This window comes from Rathayibacter festucae DSM 15932 (genome assembly GCF_004011135.1).
Classification (GTDB): domain Bacteria; phylum Actinomycetota; class Actinomycetes; order Actinomycetales; family Microbacteriaceae; genus Rathayibacter; species Rathayibacter festucae.
Genome location: NZ_CP028137.1, coordinates 213,903 through 235,610, shown reverse-complemented (window position 1 = coordinate 235,610; position 21,708 = coordinate 213,903). Strand labels below are relative to the sequence as shown.

Genomic DNA, 21,708 nt, shown 5'->3' with positions numbered 1-21,708 from the left:
CGTGCTCGTCGCTTCGCCGGCGCGGTCGTCCGATCGACCCGGCGGCTCGACCGACTGTACGGGCGCCGGCTCGGGAGCATCGGCACTGCCCTTCTCGCCGTCCGGAGAGGATGATGACGCCTGCGGGCACTCGAAGAGGAGGCGTTCATGGACGCGGTCGTGGTCGGGATCGGCGGAGCGGGCCGGAGCGGGGCCGCCCTGCACTGGGCGCTCGAGTTCGCGCGGGCGCATCGCCTGCCCGTCGAGCTCGTCGCCGTGGTCGAGCCGCCCCGGGCCGGCCTGGGCGGCGCGGGCTCTGCTCAACGCGTGCTCGCGGACGAGGCCCTCGACGAGGCCCGCTCGGTCGCCGCGGCGGACGCCCCGGAGGTGACCGTGCGCTCGCGGGTGCTCGAGGGTGCGACCGTCCACGTGCTCGCCGACGCCGCTCCGGCCGGCGCCCTGCTCGTCCTCGGCGCCCATCCGCTCAGCCGCCGCGCCGTCGCCCGGAGCGCCCCGGTCGCCGTGCGGGTCGCCGCGGCCTCCCGCTCGGCCGTCGCGCTGATCCCCGAGCCCGACGGCGGGGAGCGGACCCGGACGGGAATCGCCGTCGGCGCGGACGGCTCGGAAGTCTCGCTCTCGGCGATCCGCTTCGCCGCCGACGAGGCCGACCGCCGGCACGAGCCGCTGCTCGCCCTGCACGCCTGGCAGCTCCCCGGCGCCTGGAGCGACTCCGTGCCCGTCGAGCGCCGCGTCATCGAGGCGATCGAGGAGGACGAGAACCTCCTGCTCGCCGAGTCGCTGGTCGGCCTCGGCGACTCGCACCCCGATCTCGAGGTGCGCCGCTCGCTCGTCCGCGGCGACCCGGTCGAGCGCCTCACCGCGCTCGCGGCCTCCTCGCGCCTCCTCGTGATCGGGAGTCACGGACGCGGCGCGTTCCTGCGCCTGCTGCTCGGCTCGGTCAGCCACAGCCTGGCGCTGAGTGTTCCGGGCCCGCTCGTCGTGCTCCGGCACCCCGAGCGCGCACGCTGAGCATCCGGTGCGGCGCCCTTGAACGGCGCCTCCCCCGGATCTACCGTGGAGAACCCGGCACACCGCCAGGGCCGTCAACGACGACTGGAGCCCCGATGAGCATCACCGAACCGCGAACCGCCGAGGCACCCGCCGCACCCCCGCCCCCGGCCGGGTTCGGCAGCGTCTCGGTCGCGGCGATCCTGGCGGAGGCGGCCCGCCGCACGCCGCGGACGATCGCGGTCCGGGTCGGCCCGCAGGCCATCGACTACGGGACCCTCTGGGAGCAGACCCGCGCCTACGCCGGTGCTCTCCGCGCGCAGGGCATCGGCCCCGGCGACCGGGTCGCGCTGCTGATCCCGAACGTCCCCGACTTCCCGCGCGGCTACTTCGCCGTCCTCGCCCTGGGCGCCGTCGTGGTGCCGGTGCACGCGCTGCTCAAGCACGACGAGATCGCCTACGTGCTGCGCGACTCCGGAGCGACCGCTCTGATCTGCGCCGCCCCGCTGCTGGCCGAGGGCGCCGCCGGAGCGGCCCTGGCCGACGTGCCCGTGCTGAGCGTCCTGGTGCCCGACGGCACGGAGAGCCCGTTCCCCCGCCTCGAGGACCTCGCCGCCGACGCGACGCCGATCGACACCTACGTGCCGCGCTCGCCGTTCGACACCGCGACGATCCTCTACACCAGCGGCACCACCGGGCGACCCAAGGGAGCCGAGGGCACGCACTTCGCGATCGTCTCGCAGTCCGACGTGCTCCTGATGAACACCTTCGACCTGCACCAGGGCGACGTCGTGCTCGGCGCGCTGCCGCTCTTCCACACCTTCGGCCAGGTCTGCGCGATGAACACCGCGTTCCGCACCGCCGCGACCGTGGTGCTCGTGCCCAAGTTCGACGGCGACGCCGCGCTCGAGGCGATGATCGCGCACGAGTGCACCGTGTTCGAGGGCGTCCCGACGATGTACGTCGCGCTGCTCGACGCCGCGACCCGCCGCGAGGACCGCCCACCGCTGCGCTACGCGGTCTCCGGAGGAGCGGCCCTGCCCGTCGCCGTGATCGAGCGCTTCCGCGAGGTGTTCGGCGTCGAGATCTACGAGGGCTACGGCCTCACCGAGACCTCCCCCGTCGCCACCTTCAACCACGTCGGCGTCCCGCCGCGCGCCGGCACCGTCGGCACGCCGATCTGGGGTGTGGACGTCGAGGTCGCCCGCGCCGAGGTCGTCGACCGGATCGAGCTGCTCCCCCCGCGGCGAGCTGGGCGAGATCGTGGTCCGCGGCCACAACCTGATGAAGGGCTACCTCGGCAACCCCGAGGCCTCGGCCGCCGCGGTCGTCGACGGCTGGTTCCGCACCGGCGACCTCGGCACCAAGGACGACGAGGACTACATCCGCATCCTCGACCGGACCAAGGACATGATCATCCGCAACGGCTACAACGTGTACCCGCGCGAGGTCGAGGAGGTCCTGATCGGGCACTCCGCCGTGGCCAACGCCGCCGTCTTCGGCGTCCCCGACGAGAAGCACGGCCAGGAGATCATGGCCGCCGTCGTGCTGCTGCCCTCGGCGACGGCGACCGCGGAGGAGCTGATCGCCTACGCGAACGAGCACCTCGCCGCCTTCAAGTTCCCCCGCCGCATCGAGCTCGTCGACGCTCTCCCGCTCGGCCCCAGCGGCAAGATCCTGAAGCGCGAGCTCGTCGCCCAGTACTCCTGACCCCGGCCCGGGTCCGCCCCTCCCCGCGAGATGCCACTTGTGCACGCCTTTCCCGGCGTGTCGCGCTCATAAGTGGCATCTCGCGGGGGCGGGCGTCCTTCGGATGCCGCCCTGTACGGGGGACACGGAGGCGGGGTCTCGTGGGGCATGCTGAGGCGTCCCGCCGCGCCACCAGGAAGAAACGCCGATGAGCCCCCGCCACCCGCACCTCCCGCCCGATCTGCCGGGTCGCGCCCGCCGGAACGCCCGCTCCGCCGATCCGCGTTCCGCCGTCCGCCGGCGGGCGGCCGCCCTGCCCGCCCTCCTCCGGTCCGCGGGTCGCCCGCAGGACAGCGTTCCCGCCGCCCCCGCCTCCGCGGACCGCAGCCCGTCCGGGCGCCGGCCGCTGCGGGCGGGATCGCTGCGGCTCACCCGCCTCCGCCTCACCCCGCTGCAGTGGGTCGTCGGTGGCGTCACCGCCTTCCTCGCCCTCGTCGCCTGGCTGACGGGCGGGCCCTGGTCGGCGCTGATCCTGGCCGCTCTCGTCGTGCTGATCACGGCCGCCTACGGCGTGCTCCTGCGCCGGCCGACCTGGCTCGGACTGCCGCGCCGCCGCCGCGCCTCAGCCATGACGGGGGCCGCCGCGATGCTCGTGCTCGTCCTGAGCACGTCGGCGTTCGGAGCCACGTCCGCGCCGGCCGACGAGCAGGCGGTGGCGTCCGGTACCGAGAGCCCGGCGTCGTTCGCCGCCGCTCCGATCCGCACGACCACGCCGGCGCCCACGCGCACGCCGACGCCGACCCCGACCCCGACCGTCGTGATCACGACCGAGCAGGTCACCGAGACCGCTCCCATCGCCCGCTCCTCGCGCACCGAGGACGACCCGAGCGCCGCGCAGGGCACGAGCACCGTCGTCGCCGGCGTCGACGGCGTGCTCACCCGCACCTTCGAGGTCGTCAAGCACGACGGCGTCGAGGTCTCCCGCGCGCAGCTGTCGGAGGCGGTCACCACACCCGCGGTCGACGACGTCACCCGCGTCGGCACGCTGGTCCCGGCCCCCGCCCCGGTCGCCGCGGCAGCCGACGCCGGCTGCCACTCCAGCTACGCCGGCGAGTGCGTCCCGATCGCCTCCGACGGCGACTGCGCCGCGGGCTCCGGCAACGGCCCGGTCTACATCCAGGGCCCGGTCACGGTCGTCGGCCCCGACGAGTACGACCTCGACAACGACGGCGACGGCATCGCCTGCGACAAGTAGCCCCCTCCCCCGCCGCGAGATGCCACTTGTGCACGCGACACGCCGTGTCGAGCGTGCACAAGTGGCATCTCGCGGCGGGGGTCAGCTCAGGAGGGACCAGACCAGCGAGGCGAGCACGGCGCCGACCAGGGCGCCCGCGATCACCTGAGCGGGAGTGTGCGCGCTGAGGCGCACGCGCGACCAGCCGGTCCAGAGCGCGATCGGCACGGTGATCAGCAGCGACCACGGGCCGTAGGCGATCAGCACCACCACCGCGCAGGTCGCGACGACCGCGGCGTGCCCCGACAGCTTCCAGCCGAGGTTGACGATCCCGATCACCGCGAGCACCGCGACCGTCACCACGCCGAACGTCGTCACCGCGGCCGGCGCGCCGAGCACGGCGAGCAGCACGAGCCCGACCACGATCGAGACCAGCGCGAGCCCGATCGGCAGGGCCCGCTCGCGGCGGTCCGGCACGTGGTGATCGCCGCGGATCCGCCCCGCGCGCATCAGCAGCCGCACGACGAGGTACGGCAGCACGCCGACGAACAGCGCCGCGAGTGCTCCCCAGGCCACGCCGAGCAGCGGCGGATCGGCGACCCGCGCGCCCACGATCAGCGGGACGACCATCGCCAGCACCGGCGGCGCGAACGCCTCCGTCGCCACCCGCGCCGCGAGCGGCCCGCGCCCCCTCGACCCGGAGTCGCCCGCAGGGCCCCTGAAGCGGCTCACGACTCGTCGACCGGCACGGGGCATTCCGACCGGCTCAGATCTTCTCGATGGGCGCGACCTTGATCAGCAGCTTCTTGGCGCCGACCTGGTCGAAGAGCACGTGCGCGACCCGCTTGCTGCCCTCGCCGGTGACCGCGTTCACGCGGCCCTCGCCGAAGTCGGTGTGCCGGATGCGGTCGCCCGCGATCAGCTCGAGGTCGCCGTTGTCGCGCACCATCCCGGTGATCCGGTTGGGGAACTCGCCCTTCGCCTTCGGCGCCGCGGCGAGCGCCTGGCGGAACTCGGTGTTCGACTTCGAGCGGCCGAAGCCGGGACGCTGCGCGTTCAGCGCCCGCGGCTGCGTGCCGCCGCGCGAGGTCGCCGCCCCCGGCGACTGCCGCCACTCGATCAGCTCGGCCGGGATCTCCTGGAGGAACCGGCTCGGCATCGCGACCGAGGTCTCGCCGTACTGCGCCCGGGTCATCGCGAGCGAGAGGTAGAGCCGCTTGCGCGCGCGGGTGATGCCCACGTAGAACAGCCGCCGCTCCTCCGCCGGGCCGCCCGGCTCGTTCGCCGAGATGCGGTGCGGGAGCAGGTCCTCCTCGATGCCGGTGAGGAACACCGCGTCGTACTCGAGCCCCTTCGCGGTGTGCAGGGTCATCAGCGACACGGTCCCCGAGTCGTCGTCGAGGTCGTCCGCCGCGGCGACCAGCGACACCTCGGTGAGGAAGTCGACCAGACCGCCGTCGGGGTTGTTGCGCGCGAACTCCTTCGTCACGGCGATCAGCTCGTCGACGTTCTCGGCGCGCGCCTCGTCCTGCGGGTCGCGGCTGGCGCGGAGCATGTCGATGTACCCGCTGCGGGAGAGCAGCGCCGACAGCACCTCGTGCACCTTCGCCTCGCCCTCGGGCCGCCCCGGGTCGAGCATCAGCGCGCACTCGTCGAGGAGCGTCGCGAGGTCGACGATCGCCTTCGTCACCTTCGGGCCCATGCCGAGCGACCCGGCGTTCCGCATCGCCTCGCGCAGCGTCACCGCGTTGGTGTCCGCGAAGGACTGCAGCTGCGCCTCGGTCGCCGGGCCGATGCCGCGCTTGGGCGTGTTCATGATCCGCCGCAGCGCCAGCACGTCCGCCGGGTTGGCGACGGTGATCAGGTAGGCGAGCGCGTCCTTGATCTCGGCGCGCTCGTAGAACTTGGTGCCGCCGAGGATCCGGTAGGGCAGCGCCGAGCGGATGAAGATCTCCTCCAGCGCGCGGGTCTGCGCGTTGGTGCGGTAGAACACCGCGATCTCGTCGTAGCCGGTGCCGGCCGCGTGGATCCGGGCGATCTCGTCGACGACGAACTGCGCCTCGTCGTGGCCGGAGTACCCGGTGTAGCCGATGATCTTCTCGCCCTCGCCGCTGGCCGACCAGAGGTTCTTCGCGCGGCGGTCGAAGTTGTTCGAGATGACGGCGTTCGCGGCCGAGAGGATGTTCTGGGTGGAGCGGTAGTTCTGCTCGAGCAGGATCACCCGGCAGCCCGGGAAGTCGCGCTCGAACTCGACGATGTTGCGGATGTCCGCTCCGCGGAACGCGTAGATCGACTGGTCGGAGTCGCCGACGACCGTGAGCGAGGCCCCGGGGATCGATCCGTCGGCCGTCACCGGGCCCCGGTAGGGCCGGTCGAAGGCGGCCGCCGCGATCGTGGCCGGCGGCACGGCCCGGGTCAGCTCGTGGATCAGCGAGTACTGCGCGTGGTTCGTGTCCTGGTACTCGTCGACCATCACGTGCCGGAAGCGGCGCTGGTACTTCGCCGCGACGTGCGGGAAGGCGCGGAAGAGGTAGACCGTCTGCGCGATCAGGTCGTCGAAGTCGAAGGCGTTCGCGCTCTCGAGCGCGCGCGAGTAGGCGCGGAAGACCTGGAGGAACATCTCCTCGTTCGGGTCGCTCATGTTCGCGGTCCGCGCGTAGGAGTCGACGTCGGCGAGCTCGTTCTTGAGCTTCGAGATCTTCGAGGAGGCGCTCGCGACCGTGATGCCGAGCGAGTCCGCCTCGAGGTCCTTCACGATCCGCTTGAGCAGCGCCCGCTGGTCGCCCGAGTCGTAGATGGTGAACGAGGAGGTCATCCCGAAGTTCTCGGCCTCGCGCCGCAGGATCCGCACGCAGGCGGAGTGGAACGTCGAGATCCACATCCCCTCGGCGGCCTGGCCGACGATCTTCTCGACGCGCTCGCGCATCTCGGCGGCGGCCTTGTTGGTGAAGGTGATCGCGAGGATCTGGCTGGGCCAGGCCTCGCCGCTGCCGAGCAGGCTCGCGATGCGCCGCGTCAGCACGCTGGTCTTGCCCGACCCGGCGCCCGCGACGATGAGCAGCGCGTCACCGCGGTACTCGACCGCCTCGCGCTGCTGCGGGTTGAGCCCCGCGACGAGGCGCTCGTGCTCGGGGTCGGTGCGCGCGGAGTCGCCGGAGGGCCCGCCGGGCGCGCCGACGATGACCGGGGTGGCGCGGGAATCGCTCGGATCGAAGAGGAGGCTCATGTCCCTCCGAGTGTAGATCGCGCCTCCGACACCCCGCCGCGGGACGCCGCGCGGTCGGGCCCCGATCAGGCGGCGCGCGGCCGCCGCACGGGCGCGGAGAGCGTCCCGCCGATGTCCAGACCGCGCCAGGCCAGCGCGAAGCCGACCACCGCGACGGTGGAGGTCGCCACCGCGAGCACCTGCAGCAGCACGAACGCCGTGAGGTCCTTCGTGTCGTCCGGGTAGTACTGGATGCCCTGCACGGCGAGCGCCCCGAGCGTCAGCACGAGCACGACCGAGCAGACGAGCAGCACCCGCAGCACCGCCCGGCGCGGCGGCTTCCGCGGCGCCCGCCCCACCTGCGCCCGCGTCGACAGCCAGGCGCAGGCCAGGGAGGCGGAGGCGAGACCGACCAGATCGGCGCCCAGCACATCGCTCGCGCGGTGCCAGGAGGCGGCCATCGTCAGATTCCCGACCAGCACCACCACGGCGCCGCCGATCGCCAGCACGACCGTGCGCCCGCGCCCCGGGACGACCATCGCCAGCGCGAAGACCACCGACACCGCCGCCGCGGTGTGCCCGCTCGGGAAGCTGCCGCCGGTGTACCAGGAGTCGGTCTCCACGAGCAGCGGCCGCTCGAGCACCACGTTCTTCAGCAGCTGCGTCAGCCCGGCCGTGACCACGATCGAGCCGACGGAGGCGAGCGCCAGCGCCGGACGCCGGCGGATCAGCGCGATCGCCGCGACCAGCAGCGCACCGCCGATCATCGACACCGGGGTGACGTCGGCGAGCGCGCCCGCCGCGGTGCCGGTGGCCCGGCCGAAGACCAGGTCGGCGCCGCGCAGCCCGGAGTTCTCGGCCGCCTGCCCCTGCGGGGTGAGCACGGCGAGTCCGTAGACCACGGCGACCCCGAGCGCGGCGAGCACGGCGAACACGATCCAGCGGCGGGTGATGCGGGCGCGGGTCTTCACGGTCGGGCTCCTCTCGGGATGCGCGGGGCGGGGTCGGTCGGCACGGCGGGAGGCGCCGGGCGGCGGGGTCGTCGGCCCGATGATGCCAGCGGAGGCTCCCGGTCGCCTGCGCACTCGCCGGACCGCGCGCTCGGGATCAGCCGGCGGACCCCGCCCAGGCGTCGTCCTCGGCGGCGCGCGCCTCGATCGCCAGGTCCGGCTGATCGGCGAACACCCCGTCGATCCCGGTGCGCAGGATCGCGCGGAACTCGTCCTGCCAGGCGCCGTACGCCTCCGGCTCCTTGCCGATCCGGTGCACCTTCTCCAGGAAGCGGTTCTCGGCGCGCAGCGTCCAGGTGTAGACCTGCAGCCCGACCGCGTGGGCGTCGGCGACCAGCGAGTTCGTCCCCACGGCCCGCCCCGCGCCATCCCGGCCGAACAGCATGCTCTTGTCGACGCTGACGCCGTCGACCGTCCCCGCCAGTCCGCGGAGGCCGGCGGGAGTGACGAAGTCGGCGTAGGGCGTCGCCCGCGAGCCGTGCGCCGCCACGAGGTCGGGCGGAGTGCCGCGCGACTCGATCAGGTAGACGCGCCGGGCGCCCACTCCGCGGACGGCGAGGCGCTCCAGGACGGTCTTCTCGAAGCTCTCGATCGTGAGACGCGGATCGGTGCGCGCCCAGCCCGCCGCGGCCAGCTCCTGCTCGAGGAGGACGTCCAGCGGCAGACCCAGCGCATCGAAGTACGTGGCGTGCTTGATCTCGGCCACGAGCCCCGGCGGCGACAGGGGCGACTCCTCCCCCGCCCGGTCGAGCAGGGCGAGGAGATCGCTGAAGCGCAGGATCGGGAACTGCCCGTCGAAGGTGGCGCTCGAGGCGCGGACGGCCGGCAGCCGCTCCCGCGCCCGCAGGGTCGACAGCTCGGCCCAGGTGAAGTCCTCGGTGAACCAGCCGGTGATCTCCTTTCCATCGACGCGCTTCGTCGTGCGACGCTGCGCGAACTCGGGGCGACGTTCCACGTCAGTCGTGCCGGAGATCTCGTTCTCGTGCCGGAGCACCAGCACCCCGTCGCGCGAGGCGACGAGATCCGGCTCGACGGCGTCGGCGCCGAGCGCGATCGCGAGCTCGTAGGCCGATCTGGTGTGCTCCGGGCGGTAGCCGCTGGCCCCACGGTGGCCGATGACGAGCGGGACGGGACGGGTCGGCATGCGGCGATCCTACGGGCGGCGGCAGCCGACTCCGGGCGGAACCGGGGCTCCCGCGAAGGGAATAGCCAGACTCTGAGAGATGTTCTCAGATACTGTGGACCTACCGCCTGTGGCCCGAGAGGGCAGCCGGTGGATCCCGCAGTCACAGCGACTCAGCTCCGCGAGTCCCGACGGATCCGTCCGTCACCGTCGAGCGCACCTGAGAGAAGAGGAACCATGGCAAGCAACAACCCGGCGTTCGGTCGTCCGGAGTTCAGCAACCGGGGCTACGCCGGCCGCGTGCAGGACGTCCCGGACGTGTCGCCCGGCACGCTCGACCAGATGTACAACCGTCCGGCCGCGGGCTCGGCCGACACCAACCGGATGACCGTCGAGGACACCCTCGCGAAGACGGCACTCGCCTTCGTCGTGCTCCTCGCGGGTGCCGCGGTGGGCTGGTTCGTCCCCGGGCTGATGCTGCCGGCCGTGCTCGTCGCGCTGGTCCTCGGCATCGTCAACGCCTTCAAGAAGGTGCCGTCGCCGGGTCTGATCCTCGGCTACGCCGCCTTCCAGGGCATCGCCGTCGGCGGGATCTCGGGCGTCTTCGAGAGCCTCTACGAGGGCGCGGTCGTCCAGGCCCTGCTCGCGACGTTCGTCGTGATCGGCGTCACCCTGGCGCTGTTCATGAACGGCAAGATCCGCACCTCGCCGAAGCTGAACAAGATCTTCTTCATCGGCATGATCAGCTACGCGGTCTTCTCGCTGATCAACCTCGGCCTCGGCCTGTTCGGCGTCGGCGGCGGCTTCGGTCTCCGCACCGGCTTCATCGGCATCGTGATCGGCCTCATCGCCATCGCGCTCGCCACCTACTCCCTCGTGATGGACTTCGAGTTCATCCAGCAGGGCGTCCGCAACGGCGCCCCGCGCATCTACGGCTGGACGGGCGCCTACGGCATCCTCGTCACCGTCGTCTGGATGTACCTCGAGCTGCTGCGACTGATCTCGATCTTCCGCCAGTAGTCACGTCCGCTCCGGAGCGATCCGGACCGGCCCCACGGGCGCTCGACCTCACCGGTCGGGCGCCCGTCCGTCGTTCTGCGGCCGGGCCGCGCAGCCCCGCCCGCCGCTTTTGAGACGATGGAGGAATGATGGCCGCCGCTCCGACCCGCATCGTCGGCCTCGACGTCGCGCGCGGTCTCGCCGTGCTCGGGATGTTCGCGGCGCACCTCGCCCCCGCCGAGCGCGAGATGATCTGGGACGGCCGCAGCGCCGTCCTCTTCGCCGTCCTCGCGGGCGTCTCGATCGGCCTGATGTCCGGCGGGGCGACGCGCTCGACCCGGCCGCTCCTGGACACCGCGTCGATCCTCCTGCGCGGCCTCTACCTCCTCGTCATCGGGGTCGGTCTGACTCTGCTCGGCACGCCGATCGCGGTGATCCTGCCGCACTACGGCCTGATGTTCGTCGTCGCGGCGCTGCTGATGTTCCTGCCGCGGGCGGTGCTCGCCGTCCTCGCCGCCGGCTTCGCCGTCGGCGGCCCCCTGCTCGTCGACCGGATCGTCACCGCCGGGAACGACTGGATCGCCACGCTCTCCCCCGAGGACGCCCTGCTGGCGCGGATGCCGCTCACCTGGCTGACCGAGTACTACCCCGTGCCCTCCTGGCTCGCCTACGTGATGCTCGGGCTGCTGATCGCGCGCTGCGACATCCGCTCGGCCACGACGCAGCGCCGGCTCGTGATCGGCGGCGCGATCGCCGCGGTCCTCGGCTACGGTGTCGGCCTCGCCCTCGGCGGGCCGGAGAGCGTCGAGGCGCACTCGAGCACCACCGCCGAGATCGTCGGCGCCGGCGGTGTCGCGGCCGTCGCGATCGGAGCGCTCACCGCGCTCGCCGCGCGCCTCGCCGTCGTCCGCGCGGTCACCGCGCCGCTCGCCGCGGTGGGGGCCATGCCGCTCACGGTCTACTCCGTGCAGCTCGTCGCGCTGGCGGTCTACCTGATCCCCTACGAGCCCTTCGACTTCGCCGCCTGGCAGAGCTGGACGCTGCTCGCGTCCTTCACCGTCGTCGCGGTGTTCGGCGCCCTGCTCTGGCGTCGCTTCGTCGGCCAGGGGCCGCTGGAGTGGCTGGTCGCGCGGGCGTCGCTCCGGCCGCGCACCCGGGCCGCCCGGCCGGCGCTCGGCTAGGGTGATCCGATGATCACGCGACGCGAAGCCGCTCAGCGCCTCGACATCCCGGTCGAGATGGCGACGCGGCACGGGCTGCCCACCCGCCTCTCCGAGGAGGAGCTCGTCGCCCTGGAGCAGGACCCGCCGGCCTGGCTCGCTCAGTCCCGCGAGAACCGCACCGGGAAGCGCCCGGTCTGGGTGACCCTGGACTGCGCGATCTGCGGTCGCTCCGAGTCGGCCCGCCCGAAGAAGTGGTGGCCCGACTTCAGCTTCCTCGTCTGCGAGGACCACTCCCCCGACGCGTGGCCGCACCACCCCGAGGGCCACCGCCGCGACGAGTACGACGGCATCGGCACCCGCTTCGTCGGCGTCCTCGACACCCCCGTCTGACCCGCCCGTCCCGCCTGCCCCCGTCCGATTCGCAGGCGATCCGGCCGCCCGTTCACGTCCGACGCGGGTGAGCGCGCCCTTGCGCCGGAATCACCTGCTCATCGGACCACCCGCCCGGAAACGAGGAACGGGCCCCCCGCAGGAGGCCCGTTCTCAGACCGCGGTCGCGGCTACTCCCACTCGATGGTGCCCGGCGGCTTCGAGGTCACATCGAGCACCACGCGATTCACGCCGCTCACCTCGTTGGTGATGCGGTTGGAGATGCGGGCGAGCAGGTCGTAGGGCAGTCGCGTCCAGTCGGCCGTCATCGCGTCCTCGGAGGAGACGGGGCGCAGCACGATCGGGTGGCCGTAGGTGCGGCCGTCGCCCTGGACGCCGACGGAGCGGACGTCGGCGAGGAGCACGACCGGGCACTGCCAGATCTCGCCGTCGAGCCCGGCGGCGGTGAGCTCGGCGCGGACGATGGCGTCGGCCTCCTGGAGCAGGTCGAGCCGCTCCTGGGTGACCTCGCCGACGATGCGGATGCCGAGGCCGGGGCCGGGGAACGGCTGGCGGCCGACGATCGCCTCGGGCAGCCCGAGCTCGCGGCCGATGGCGCGGACCTCGTCCTTGAAGAGGGTGCGCAGCGGCTCGACGAGCGCGAACTGCAGGTCCTCGGGGAGGCCGCCGACGTTGTGGTGCGACTTGATGTTCGCGGCGCCGGTGCCGCCGCCCGACTCGACGACGTCGGGGTAGAGCGTGCCCTGCACGAGGAAGTCGATCGACGTGCCCTCGCCCTGCGCCTCGAGCACGAGCGCCTCGGCGGCGCCCTCGAAGGTGCGGATGAACTCGCGGCCGATGATCTTGCGCTTCTGCTCGGGATCGCTGACGCCGGCGAGCGCGTCGAGGAACTGCTCGCGCGCGTCGACGGTGACCAGGCGCACACCCGTGGCGGCGACGTAGTCCTCCTCGACCTGGCGGCGCTCGTCCTTGCGGAGCAGGCCGTGGTCCACGAAGACGCAGACCAGCTGGTCGCCGACCGCGCGGTGCACGATCGCGGCGGCGACGGCGGAGTCGACGCCGCCGGACAGACCGCAGATGACGCGGCCGGTGCCGACCTGCTCGCGGATCAGCGCGACCTGGTCGTCGATGACGTTGGAGGAGTTCCAGTCGGCGGGGATGCCGGCGGCGCGGTGCAGGAAGTTCTCGATGACGGCCTGGCCGTGCGCGGAGTGCTTGACCTCGGGGTGCCACTGCACGCCGTAGAGGCGGCGCTCGTCGCTGCCGAACGCGGCGACGGCGGTCGAGCCGGTCGAGGCGAGCACGTCGAAGCCGGCGGGTGCCTTCGAGACCTGGTCGCCGTGGCTCATCCAGACCGTCTGGTCGACGGGCTGGTCGCCGAGGAGCACACCGCCGTCGGCCGTGACGGACGCGTCGGTCGCGCCGTACTCACGGAGCCCGGTGTTCGCGACCTCGCCGCCGAGCGTCTTGGCCATCACCTGGAAGCCGTAGCAGATGCCCAGCACGGGGATGCCGAGGTCGAAGATCGCGGGGTCGAGCTGCGGCGCCCCCTCCTCGTACACGCTCGAGGGACCGCCGGACAGGATGATCCCGACCGGCGACTTGGCGGCGATCTCCGCTGCCGTCGTGCCGGACGGGACGATCTCGGAGTACACGTTCGCCTCGCGGACGCGCCGCGCGATCAGCTGCGCGTACTGGGCGCCGAAGTCGACGACGAGCACGGGCTGGGCGGCGAGGTGCGGCTGCGGGGCGGACTGCGGCGCGCTGGCGCCGGACTGCTCACTGATGGGGGGCCTCCACGGAGTCGGTCGGGGTCGTCGGCTCGAGGGCGGCGGTGCGCCGCTCGAGGTACTGCTCCACCTCGCGGGCGATGCGGGTCTCGACGAAGAAGGACAGGGTGGGCACGACTCCGCCGAGCGCGATGAGGACGAACCGCGAGAACGGCCAGCGCATGAGGCTCCAGAGGCGGAAGTCGGCGAAGAGGTAGACGACGTAGAACCAGCCGTGCGCGATCAGGATGCCGGTGGACAGGTTCGCGCCCGTCCCGCTCGACTTCCACTCGCCGCCCGGCACCTCGTACATCGGGGCGAAGTGCGCGATCCCCTGCTGACCGAAGACGAACAGCTCGAGGTGGAAGACGTACTTCAGCAGCATCTCCGCGCAGAGCAGCAGGAGCATCACGCCGGTGATGATCGAGGTCACCCGGTAGAAGCGCAGCGCGCTCCGGATCGCAGGGAACTGCGCGGGCTTGGGCTCGAGGGGCATGAGGTCCAGTTTACGGGGCGGAGGCGGTGACCGGGCTCTGCGCGAGCTCCGCGGCCTCGAGGGCCTCCTCGGTCTCGCGCTCCCAGGCGTCGCGGACGAGGCGGAACCACAGGTAGAGCGCGAAGCCGGCGAAGACGACCCACTCGATCGCGTAGAAGACGTTGAGCCAGTTCAGCGAGACGTCGGTGACCCGGGCCGGCGAGTCGATGGCCTCGAGCCCGGAGACCGGCTGGTCGACGACGACGTAGCCCTGGTAGACGTCCAGCGGCGGGTCCGGCCAGCGGTTGATCAGCGCCGGGATCGAGAGCGCGGTGAGGGTCATCGGATCGGTGCCCTCGGCGGGCACCTCGGCGGCCTCGTTCGCGACGAGGCGGCCGGTGAAGCCGGTCGGCGCCGCCTCCGCGCCGTCGTTCAGACGCTCGGCGACGCTCTGCGCCTGCTCCTGGTCCGCGGTCCAGCCGTAGGCGACGACGAGGTCGGCGTCAGCGGTGCGGGTGCGCGCGATGACCCACCAGCCCGGCTGCTCGCCGTTCAGGCGCCCGCCGAGGATCTCGGCGCCACCCGGGACGAACTCGGAGCTGCCCGCCACGCGCTGGCCGTCGGCGGTCGCGGTGATCGGGCGCGACGGGGCGGCGACCTCGTCGAGCGGCAGCACCGTCTCGGAGACGCCGGAGTCGGGCGCGGCGGCCTCGACCGCGCGTCCCACCTGCCACTGGCCGAGGGCCGCGAAGAGCCCCGCGATGACGAGGGCCAGGGCCAGGGCCGCGAGCCAGCGCGGTCGCCGGGCGACCTGCCAGACCGTGCTCTGCGGCGGGGCGCTCTGCGTCATGCGTTCCTCGTTCGGGGCGGATCCGCTCGGCGGCGGCGGACCGGTGAAGCCTAACGAACCAGGGTGGGAGGACCCTCGGATCGTGACCCCTCGTGCTGGTCGAGCAGCCCCGCAGGAGCGTCTCCCATGCTGGTCGAGTAGCCCCGCAGGGGCGTCTCCCATGCTGGTCGAGTAGGCCCGCAGGGGCGTATCGAGACCCGACGTCATCAGCACGGCGGGCCCGCAGACTCGTCCTTCTGATTCACGCGGATCTCGATACGCCCGCTCCGCGGGCTATTCGATCAGCAGAGGGCGTCCGCCGAGCAACCGCGCCGGGTGGATCAGTAGTCGGGCTCGCGCGGGCGCCGCGGCCGGTCGGAGTCGATGCCGTCGGACTGCTGCATCGCCTGATCGATGAGGGCCTGCCGCATCGGGTCCGGGAACTCGTCGTCCAGCTCGTCGGGCTCGACGGGTCGGCGTGGGCGGGGAGCCGGCTCGGCGACCGGCGCCTCGGCGGGGTCGGCCGCCGGACGCTCGTCCGCCGTCCCGTCCGCCATCGCCGCCTCGACCAGAGCGAAGTCCTCCTCCGCCATCGCGCTGCGGGTGGCCGGCTTCGGCCGGTGCCGCCGCCGCGAGAGGAACTGCCCGATGCTCTCCGAGCGCGACGCGAGGATCGGGCCGACGATCGCCATGATCAGCACGTAGAGACCGGCGAACGGCTGGATCCGCTCGTCGAGCCCCGCCGAGAGCGAGAGCGTCGCGAGGATCAGCGCGAACTCGCCGCGGTTGTGCAGGATGAACGCCGCGTTCAGCCCGGCGCGCGGACCCAGCTTGTTCAGCCAGGCGACGAACTGGCCGGCGCCAAGGTTGAGCACGATCGTCATCACCGCGGCGGCGATCACCGGCAGCACGACGTCGGGGAAGGCTCCCGGATCGAGGCCGAGGCCGAAGTTCACGAAGAAGAAGGCGCCGAAGACGTCGCGCAGCGGGATCGCGATCCGCTCGACCCGCGCGCGGAACCGGGTGGCGCCGATCACCAGGCCGATCAGGAACGCGCCGATCGCGTCGGTCACGCCGAGCACCTCGCCGATCCCGCCGAAGAGGATCGCGAGACCGAAGAAGAGGATCGTGAACAGCTCGTCGTCGCGGGTGCGGAAGAACCGGGAGACCACCCGGCCGCCCCAGCGCGCGATCGCGAACATCACCACGAGGAACGCGAACGCGATGACCAGCTTCAGCACGACCGGCCACGGCTCCGTCTCGCCCGAGAGCACGACCGACACGATCGCCAGGTAGACCGCGATGAAGATGTCCTCCACGACGGTCACGCCGAGGATCATCGGCGTCTCCGGGTTGGCGAGGCGCTTGAGCTCGATCAGCAGCTTCGTCACGATGGCGCTCGAGCTCGTCGCCGTGATGCCCGCGATGATCAGCGCCTCGCGGCTGCCCCAGCCGAGCACGAAGCCGAAGGCGAGCCCGGCGGCCATGTTGACGGCGATGTAGGAGCCGCCGGAGAGGATGAGCCGCGCCGCGTTGCCGTAGAACTCGTCCTGATCGAACTCCAGGCCGAGGTTGAACAGCAGCAGGATCAGCCCGAAGACCGCCGTCAGCTCGATGTAGGACGACTCGAAGTCGAGCGGGAAGAGGTGGAAGTTCGGGCTGGCGAGCAGGCCGACGACCATGTAGATCGGGATGGCCGGAAGGCCGATCGTGCGCCCCAGCCGCCCGAGGACGTAGGCGACGACGAACAGGACACCGAGGACGATGAGGTCTTCGCCGTGGTGCATCCTCAGGCTCCGGGCGGCGTCTCGGGAGCCTTGGCGAAGACGCCGGAGCGGAAGAAGGCGAAGGCCTTGGCGACCTTCTCGGGGCTGCCTGCGACGACGAGCGTGTCGCCCGGGAACACCCGGAAGTCGGGGGCGGGAGCCGGGTTCGCGGCGTCACCGCGCACGACGGCGACGACGGTGAGGCCGACGATGCCGCGGTCGGCGGGCTTGCCGAGCTGCTGGCCCGCGATGTGGTCGTCGTAGTCGACGGTGAACCAGTCGATGGAGAGCCCGGGGATCTGATCGAGGGCGGTGAGCGACTCGGTGATCTGGGTGCCGCCGAGCAGCTCGGCGAGGGTGTGCGCCTCGTCGTCGCTGAGGCGGAGCGAGACCTTCGCGCCGTCCTGGTCGCCCTCGGCGAAGGTGATCAGGTCGCTGTGACCCGAGCGGTGCGCGATGACGCCGACCTTGCCGCCGTCGGCGGTGAGGAAGGTGTGCAGGACACCGACACCGGGCAGCTTGACCCTGCGGACCTCGACCATGCGTGCTCCATCCGCGCCTGACAGCGCTCCGACCTCGGGATTCCTCCCAGTTTAGGCGGCCACCGCCCACCCCCGACCCGCGTTCGCCCACGGAGGACCCGACCACCGGCCACCGGTCGCCGCGGCCGAGGCGTCCCCGAACGGTCGAGACGTCCACCCGCAGCAGGACGTCTCGACCACAGTGGGACGCCTCGCTCTCCACAGGGCGTCGCGCGCCGTCCACAGAGGTGGGAAGAGGTCGGCCGATGAGGGCGCCCGGAGTGGGAGGGTTCCGGAATGACACGGGTGGAGCTGTTCCGGGGAGGGGCCTGCGGGAGGTCGGCGGAGTTCGTCCGCCTCCGACGCGGGGTCCACGTGCGCGCGGCGGAGTGGGCGAGCGCCTCAGTCGACGCGCGCCACCGCGCCCGCATCGACGCGGTCGCCGCGACGTGGGGCCGGCCCGTCTTCCTCCGTGAATCCGCCGCCGCTGTCTGGGACCTCCCCCTGGTCGAGCCGCTCGACGAGACCGTGCACGTCGCGGCGTCGCCGGCGGTCGGCAGCCGATCGCGCAACCGCGTCGCGGAGCACCGCGGCGTGTCATCCGATTCGGTGGTGGTCGTCGACGGGCTGACGATCTCCGATCTCGCGCAGACCGTGCTCGACCTCTGCCGCTTCTCGTCCTTCCGGCGCGCCGTCACCGCGGCGGACCACGCCCTGCGGATGCGCGGCAGCCACGGCGAGCACCTTCTCGAGCTGGAGGAGCTGAGGGAGCGCCTCGCCGTCCTTCCCGGCGGGGCCCGCGGCCGTGCGGCGGCGGCGCGGGCGATCGACTTCGCCGACGAGCGCGCCGACTCGCCCTTGGAGTCGATCAGCCGGGTCGCGATGCACCAGGCGGGGCTCCCCCGTCCTGTGCTCCAGCGGCCGTTCCACGACGACGAGGGCCTGATCGGCCCGGTCGACTTCTTCTTCGAGGACGCCGACGTCATCGGCGAGGCCGATGGGGCGCACAAGTACACGGATCCGCGGTTCCTCCGCGGGCGCAGCCCCGAGCAGGCACTGCTGGACGAGAAGCGACGGGAGGACCGCCTCCGCGCTCTCGTCAGCGGTGTCGTCCGCTGGCGCTGGCAGGACGCCTACGCCGCGCGCCCGATGCTCGCCGCCCTCGCGCGCGCCGGAGTGCGCCCCACCGAGACGTCCTCGACCGGAGTGCCTGCTAGCTGGGCTGGTAGGGGGCGACGACGACCTCGACGCGCTGGAACTCCTTGAGGTCGGAGTAGCCGGTGGTCGCCATCGAGCGGCGCAGGGCGCCGATCAGGTTGGCGGTGCCGTTCGCGTCGGTCGCGGGGCCGTAGAGGACCTGCTCGAGCGTGCCGACGGTGCCGACCTGGACGCGGCGACCGCGCGGGAGCTGCTGGTGGTGCGCCTCGGCACCCCAGTGCCAGCCGCCGCCGGGCGCGTCGGTCGCGCGGGCGAGCGCGGAGCCGAGCATCACGGCGTCGGCGCCGACCGCGACGGCCTTGACGATGTCGCCGGAGGTGCCGAGGCCGCCGTCCGCGATGACGTGCACGTAGCGTCCGCCGGACTCGTCGAGGTAGTCGCGGCGAGCGCCGGCGACGTCGGCGACCGCGGTGGCCATCGGCGCCTGGATGCCGAGCGTCGCGCGGGTGGTCGAGGCGGCGCCGCCGCCGAAGCCGACGAGGACGCCCGCGGCGCCCGTGCGCATCAGGTGCAGGGCCGCCGTGTACGTCGAGGCCCCGCCGACGATGACCGGCACGTCGAGCTCGTAGATGAACTTCTTGAGGTTGAGCGGCTCCGTGTCCCGCGAGACGTGCTCGGCCGACACGGTCGTGCCGCGGATGACGAACACGTCGACCCCCGCGTCGACGACCGTCTGGTACAGCTCGGCGGTGCGCTGCGGCGACAGCGCGCCCGCGACGGTCACGCCGGCCGCGCGGATCTCCGCGAGCCGCGCCGTCACCAGCTCCGGCTTCACCGGCTCCGAGTAGATCTCCTGCATGCGCTGCGTCGCGCGCTCCGCCGGCAGCTCCCGGATCTCCGCCAGCAGCGGCTCCGGGTCCTCGTAGCGCGTCCACAGCCCCTCGAGGTCGAGGACGCCCAGCGCCCCCAGCCGGCCCAGCGTGATCGCCGTCGCCGGCGACACCACCGAGTCCATCGGGGCCGCGAGGATCGGAGTGCTGAACTGGTACGCGTCGATCGCCCACTTCACCGAGACCACCTCCGGGTCGCGGGTCCGGCGGCTCGGGACCACCGCGATGTCGTCGAAGGCGTAAGCGCGGCGAGCGCGCTTGGCGCGCCCGATCTCGATCTCCATATGTGCATTTTAGCCGTGCGCCTCGCTGCGCTCGTTGCACGGCCGCGGTCGGCTCAGGCAGGTGGCCGCGTCCCGCAGAGCGTCGTCCGTCCGCGCACGCCGATCCGCTGGCACGCGGATCGCCGGGCGGTGCTTCCTGCGCCGTGCGCCTCGCTGCGCTCGTTGCACGGCCGCGGTCGGCTCAGGCAGGTGGTCGCGTCCCGCAGAGCGTCCTCCGTCCGCGCACGGCGATCCGCTGGCACGCGGATCGCCGGATAGCGCTCCCACCTCTCTGCCGAGCGTGTCTGACGGGGCAGTCGCGGCGGGCACAGCCCGCTCGCGCTGCCGACAGCCGGCGCAGTCGCGGCGGCGCGTCAGCGCCGCTCGCGCTGCGTCTCTCGGTCTCCCCCAGGTCCGCATGCCCCGAGTGGGAGGCGTCGGGTCGTGAGGGCGGCCCCTCCGGCGTGGTGGGCGTATGGGCCGAAGGCCCATCGGGCAGAGGGGCCGCCCTCACGACCCGACGCCGACCCCCCTCAGACCCCAGCCACCAGCAGCAGCAGCAGCAGCCTCAGCGCCGGTAGTTCGGCGCCTCCACCACCATCTGCACATCATGCGGATGCGACTCCTTCAGCCCCGCCGCCGTGATCCGCACGAACTTCCCCCGCTCCTTGAGCTCCGAGATCGTCCGCGCCCCCACGTAGAACATCGACTGCCGCAGCCCGCCCGCCAGCTGGTACGCCACGTTCGCGAGCGGCCCGCGGTACGGCACCTGGCCCTCGATCCCCTCGGCGATCAGCTTGTCGTCGGTGGGGACGTCGGACTGGAAGTAGCGGTCCTTCGAGTAGGAGGTCCGCTCGCCGCGGGTCTGCAGCGCGCCGAGCGAGCCCATCCCGCGGTAGGTCTTGAACTGCTTGCCGTTCTGGAAGACGAGGTCACCGGGGCTCTCCTCGCAGCCCGCGAGGAGCGAGCCGAGCATGACGGTGTCGGCGCCGGCGACGAGCGCCTTCGCGATGTCGCCGGAGTACTGCAGCCCGCCGTCGGCGATCACCGGGACGCCCGACTCGCGGGCGGCGAGCGACGCCTCGTAGACGGCGGTCACCTGCGGCACGCCGACGCCGGCGACGACGCGGGTGGTGCAGATCGAGCCGGGGCCGACTCCGACCTTGATGGCGTCGGCGCCCGCGTCGACGAGCGCCTGGGCGCCGGAGCGAGTGGCGACGTTGCCGCCGATGACGTCGACGCCGGCGAAGGCGGGGTCCGACTTCAGTCGGCGGATGATCTCGAGGACGCCGGCGGAGTCGCCGTTGGCGGTGTCGACGACGAGGACGTCGACCCCGGCGTCGAGGAGCGCGGTGGCGCGCTGCCAGGCGTCGCCGAAGAAGCCGATGGCGGCGCCGACGCGCAGGCGACCCTCCTCGTCCTTGGTCGCGTTCGGGTACTGCTCGGACTTGTCGAAGTCCTTCACCGTGATGAGCCCGGCGAGCTTGCCCTGCGCGTCGACGAGGGGCAGCTTCTCGATCTTGTGCTGCGCGAAGAGCGCGATCACCTCGCTGTCGGGGATGCCGACGCGACCGGTGATCAGGCCGGCGCTCGTCATCACGTCGCGGACGAGGGTGGACGCCTTCTCGAACGGCGAGACGAAGCGCATGTCGCGGTTGGTGATGATGCCGACGAGGACGCCGCTCGCGTCGACGACGGGGAGGCCGCTGATCCGGTACTGGCCGCAGAGGTCGTCGACCTGCGCGACCGTCGCCTCGGGAGTGGTGGTGACGGGGTTCGACACCATGCCCGACTCGCTGCGCTTGACGCGGTCGACCTGGTCGGCCTGATCCGCGATCGAGAGGTTGCGGTGCAGGATGCCGAGCCCGCCCTGACGGGCCATGGCGATCGCCATCCGCGACTCGGTGACGGTGTCCATCGCCGCGGAGAGCAGCGGGGTCGCGACCGTGATGCGCTTGGTGAGCCGGGAGGCCGTGTCGGCCTCGCTCGGGATGACGTCGGTGTGCCCGGGGAGGAGCATGACGTCGTCGTAGGTGAGTCCGAGGAATCCGAAGGGATCCGGCTGGTCCATCAATGCCCCTTAGCAGGTCGTGCGGGTGGCCCGGTGGTGGAGGTCGCGCATCCGGTCACGGGTGTCCCGGATGCTCAATCTTAAGCGCGGCGACGCGCCCGGTATTCCTGCCCGGACGTCCCTCGGATGTGCTCCGGGCGCGCTCGCGACCCGTGCGGGGGACACG

Annotated in this window: 17 protein-coding genes and 1 pseudogene; 7 read left to right on the top strand and 11 right to left on the bottom strand. The window is 72.6% G+C overall.

The annotated features are described in order from the left end of the window. Positions 1-147 precede the first annotated feature (147 nt). The 3 genes and pseudogenes from C1I64_RS01180 to C1I64_RS20465 all read left to right on the top strand — a co-directional run bounded on the left by C1I64_RS01180 (position 148) and on the right by C1I64_RS20465 (position 3,931). Entirely contained in the window at positions 148-1,008 is an 861-nt protein-coding gene (locus C1I64_RS01180; RefSeq protein WP_127885944.1) for a universal stress protein, read from the top strand. A 95-nt stretch (positions 1,009-1,103) separates the two neighbouring features. Next, positions 1,104-2,697: pseudogene (locus C1I64_RS01175) on the top strand (long-chain-fatty-acid--CoA ligase). Positions 2,698-2,884: 187 nt separating this feature from the next. After that, positions 2,885-3,931: a G5 domain-containing protein gene (locus C1I64_RS20465; RefSeq protein WP_244209375.1), complete on the top strand. Its 1,047-nt coding sequence runs from the start codon at positions 2,885-2,887 to the stop codon at positions 3,929-3,931. Between the two features lie 81 nt (positions 3,932-4,012). Here the strand turns inward: C1I64_RS20465 and C1I64_RS01165 are convergent, their stop codons facing one another. From C1I64_RS01165 to C1I64_RS01150, 4 genes are all read right to left on the bottom strand, one after another. Beyond that, positions 4,013-4,642: a phosphatase PAP2 family protein gene (locus tag C1I64_RS01165; RefSeq protein ID WP_127885943.1), complete on the bottom strand. Its 630-nt coding sequence runs from the start codon at positions 4,640-4,642 to the stop codon at positions 4,013-4,015. Positions 4,643-4,676: 34 nt separating this feature from the next. Then, positions 4,677-7,136: an ATP-dependent helicase gene (locus C1I64_RS01160; protein WP_123735062.1), complete on the bottom strand. Its 2,460-nt coding sequence runs from the start codon at positions 7,134-7,136 to the stop codon at positions 4,677-4,679. Between the two features lie 65 nt (positions 7,137-7,201). Then, a complete protein-coding gene (locus C1I64_RS01155) occupies positions 7,202-8,086 on the bottom strand; it encodes a phosphatase PAP2 family protein (RefSeq protein ID WP_127885942.1) in 885 nt (294 codons plus the stop codon). 136 nt (positions 8,087-8,222) lie between these two features. Further along, positions 8,223-9,269 (bottom strand): glycerophosphodiester phosphodiesterase family protein, encoded by a 1,047-nt coding sequence (locus C1I64_RS01150; protein WP_127885941.1) that lies wholly within the window; start codon positions 9,267-9,269, stop codon positions 8,223-8,225. Between the two features lie 216 nt (positions 9,270-9,485). Here C1I64_RS01150 and C1I64_RS01145 point away from each other — a divergent pair, with 216 nt between their 5' ends. The 3 genes from C1I64_RS01145 to C1I64_RS01135 all read left to right on the top strand — a co-directional run bounded on the left by C1I64_RS01145 (position 9,486) and on the right by C1I64_RS01135 (position 11,800). Further along, positions 9,486-10,268 (top strand): Bax inhibitor-1/YccA family protein, encoded by a 783-nt coding sequence (locus C1I64_RS01145; protein ID WP_127885940.1) that lies wholly within the window; start codon positions 9,486-9,488, stop codon positions 10,266-10,268. A 128-nt stretch (positions 10,269-10,396) separates the two neighbouring features. After that, the gene (locus C1I64_RS01140) at positions 10,397-11,428 is read left to right on the top strand and encodes a DUF418 domain-containing protein (RefSeq protein ID WP_164874413.1); all 1,032 of its coding nucleotides are present in this window, start codon (positions 10,397-10,399) and stop codon (positions 11,426-11,428) included. Positions 11,429-11,437: 9 nt separating this feature from the next. Then, positions 11,438-11,800 (top strand): hypothetical protein, encoded by a 363-nt coding sequence (locus C1I64_RS01135; RefSeq protein ID WP_123445101.1) that lies wholly within the window; start codon positions 11,438-11,440, stop codon positions 11,798-11,800. A gap of 170 nt (positions 11,801-11,970) precedes the next feature. Here the strand turns inward: C1I64_RS01135 and guaA are convergent, their stop codons facing one another. From guaA to C1I64_RS01110, 5 genes are all read right to left on the bottom strand, one after another. Next, positions 11,971-13,521, bottom strand: coding sequence for a glutamine-hydrolyzing GMP synthase (guaA, locus tag C1I64_RS01130; RefSeq protein ID WP_208645073.1), 1,551 nt, complete (start codon positions 13,519-13,521; stop codon positions 11,971-11,973). A gap of 58 nt (positions 13,522-13,579) precedes the next feature. After that, the gene (locus C1I64_RS01125; RefSeq protein WP_123445099.1) at positions 13,580-14,065 is read right to left on the bottom strand and encodes a DUF3817 domain-containing protein; all 486 of its coding nucleotides are present in this window, start codon (positions 14,063-14,065) and stop codon (positions 13,580-13,582) included. A 10-nt stretch (positions 14,066-14,075) separates the two neighbouring features. Beyond that, positions 14,076-14,894: an SURF1 family cytochrome oxidase biogenesis protein gene (locus C1I64_RS01120; protein WP_164874412.1), complete on the bottom strand. Its 819-nt coding sequence runs from the start codon at positions 14,892-14,894 to the stop codon at positions 14,076-14,078. A gap of 320 nt (positions 14,895-15,214) precedes the next feature. Further along, a complete protein-coding gene (locus C1I64_RS01115; protein ID WP_127885936.1) occupies positions 15,215-16,660 on the bottom strand; it encodes a cation:proton antiporter in 1,446 nt (481 codons plus the stop codon). Positions 16,661-16,662: 2 nt separating this feature from the next. After that, on the bottom strand, positions 16,663-17,181 hold the full coding sequence (locus tag C1I64_RS01110; protein ID WP_123445096.1) for a cation:proton antiporter regulatory subunit: 519 nt from the start codon (positions 17,179-17,181) through the stop codon (positions 16,663-16,665). A 276-nt stretch (positions 17,182-17,457) separates the two neighbouring features. On the opposite strand from C1I64_RS01110, the gene C1I64_RS01105 reads away from it, so the two are divergent. Next, positions 17,458-18,426: a hypothetical protein gene (locus tag C1I64_RS01105; RefSeq protein WP_127885935.1), complete on the top strand. Its 969-nt coding sequence runs from the start codon at positions 17,458-17,460 to the stop codon at positions 18,424-18,426. Here the strand turns inward: C1I64_RS01105 and C1I64_RS01100 are convergent. Together C1I64_RS01100 and guaB are read right to left on the bottom strand one after the other, a co-directional pair. Next, entirely contained in the window at positions 18,374-19,492 is a 1,119-nt protein-coding gene (locus tag C1I64_RS01100; RefSeq protein ID WP_123733534.1) for a GuaB3 family IMP dehydrogenase-related protein, read from the bottom strand. The two genes, C1I64_RS01105 and C1I64_RS01100, sit on opposite strands and share 53 nt — an antisense overlap. 547 nt (positions 19,493-20,039) lie before the next feature. After that, positions 20,040-21,542 carry an IMP dehydrogenase gene (guaB, locus tag C1I64_RS01095; protein WP_127885934.1) on the bottom strand — a complete coding sequence of 501 codons (1,503 nt, stop codon included), beginning with the start codon at positions 21,540-21,542 and terminating at the stop codon, positions 20,040-20,042. Between the last annotated feature and the right edge of the window lie 166 nt (positions 21,543-21,708).

Excerpts from the sequence above, each read along its gene's own strand:
- C1I64_RS01180 (WP_127885944.1), top strand. The coding sequence starts at position 148 with ATGGACGCGGTCGTGGTCGGGATCGGCGGAGCGGGCCGGAGCGGGGCC.
- C1I64_RS20465 (WP_244209375.1), top strand. The coding sequence starts at position 2,885 with ATGAGCCCCCGCCACCCGCACCTCCCGCCCGATCTGCCGGGTCGCGCC.
- C1I64_RS01160 (WP_123735062.1), bottom strand. The coding sequence starts at position 7,136 with ATGAGCCTCCTCTTCGATCCGAGCGATTCCCGCGCCACCCCGGTCATC.
- C1I64_RS01150 (WP_127885941.1), bottom strand. The coding sequence starts at position 9,269 with ATGCCGACCCGTCCCGTCCCGCTCGTCATCGGCCACCGTGGGGCCAGC.
- C1I64_RS01145 (WP_127885940.1), top strand. The coding sequence starts at position 9,486 with ATGGCAAGCAACAACCCGGCGTTCGGTCGTCCGGAGTTCAGCAACCGG.
- C1I64_RS01140 (WP_164874413.1), top strand. The coding sequence starts at position 10,397 with ATGGCCGCCGCTCCGACCCGCATCGTCGGCCTCGACGTCGCGCGCGGT.
- C1I64_RS01135 (WP_123445101.1), top strand. The coding sequence starts at position 11,438 with ATGATCACGCGACGCGAAGCCGCTCAGCGCCTCGACATCCCGGTCGAG.
- C1I64_RS01125 (WP_123445099.1), bottom strand. The coding sequence starts at position 14,065 with ATGCCCCTCGAGCCCAAGCCCGCGCAGTTCCCTGCGATCCGGAGCGCG.
- C1I64_RS01120 (WP_164874412.1), bottom strand. The coding sequence starts at position 14,894 with ATGACGCAGAGCGCCCCGCCGCAGAGCACGGTCTGGCAGGTCGCCCGG.
- C1I64_RS01115 (WP_127885936.1), bottom strand. The coding sequence starts at position 16,660 with ATGCACCACGGCGAAGACCTCATCGTCCTCGGTGTCCTGTTCGTCGTC.
- C1I64_RS01110 (WP_123445096.1), bottom strand. The coding sequence starts at position 17,181 with ATGGTCGAGGTCCGCAGGGTCAAGCTGCCCGGTGTCGGTGTCCTGCAC.
- C1I64_RS01105 (WP_127885935.1), top strand. The coding sequence starts at position 17,458 with ATGACACGGGTGGAGCTGTTCCGGGGAGGGGCCTGCGGGAGGTCGGCG.
- C1I64_RS01100 (WP_123733534.1), bottom strand. The coding sequence starts at position 19,492 with ATGGAGATCGAGATCGGGCGCGCCAAGCGCGCTCGCCGCGCTTACGCC.
- guaB (WP_127885934.1), bottom strand. The coding sequence starts at position 21,542 with ATGGACCAGCCGGATCCCTTCGGATTCCTCGGACTCACCTACGACGAC.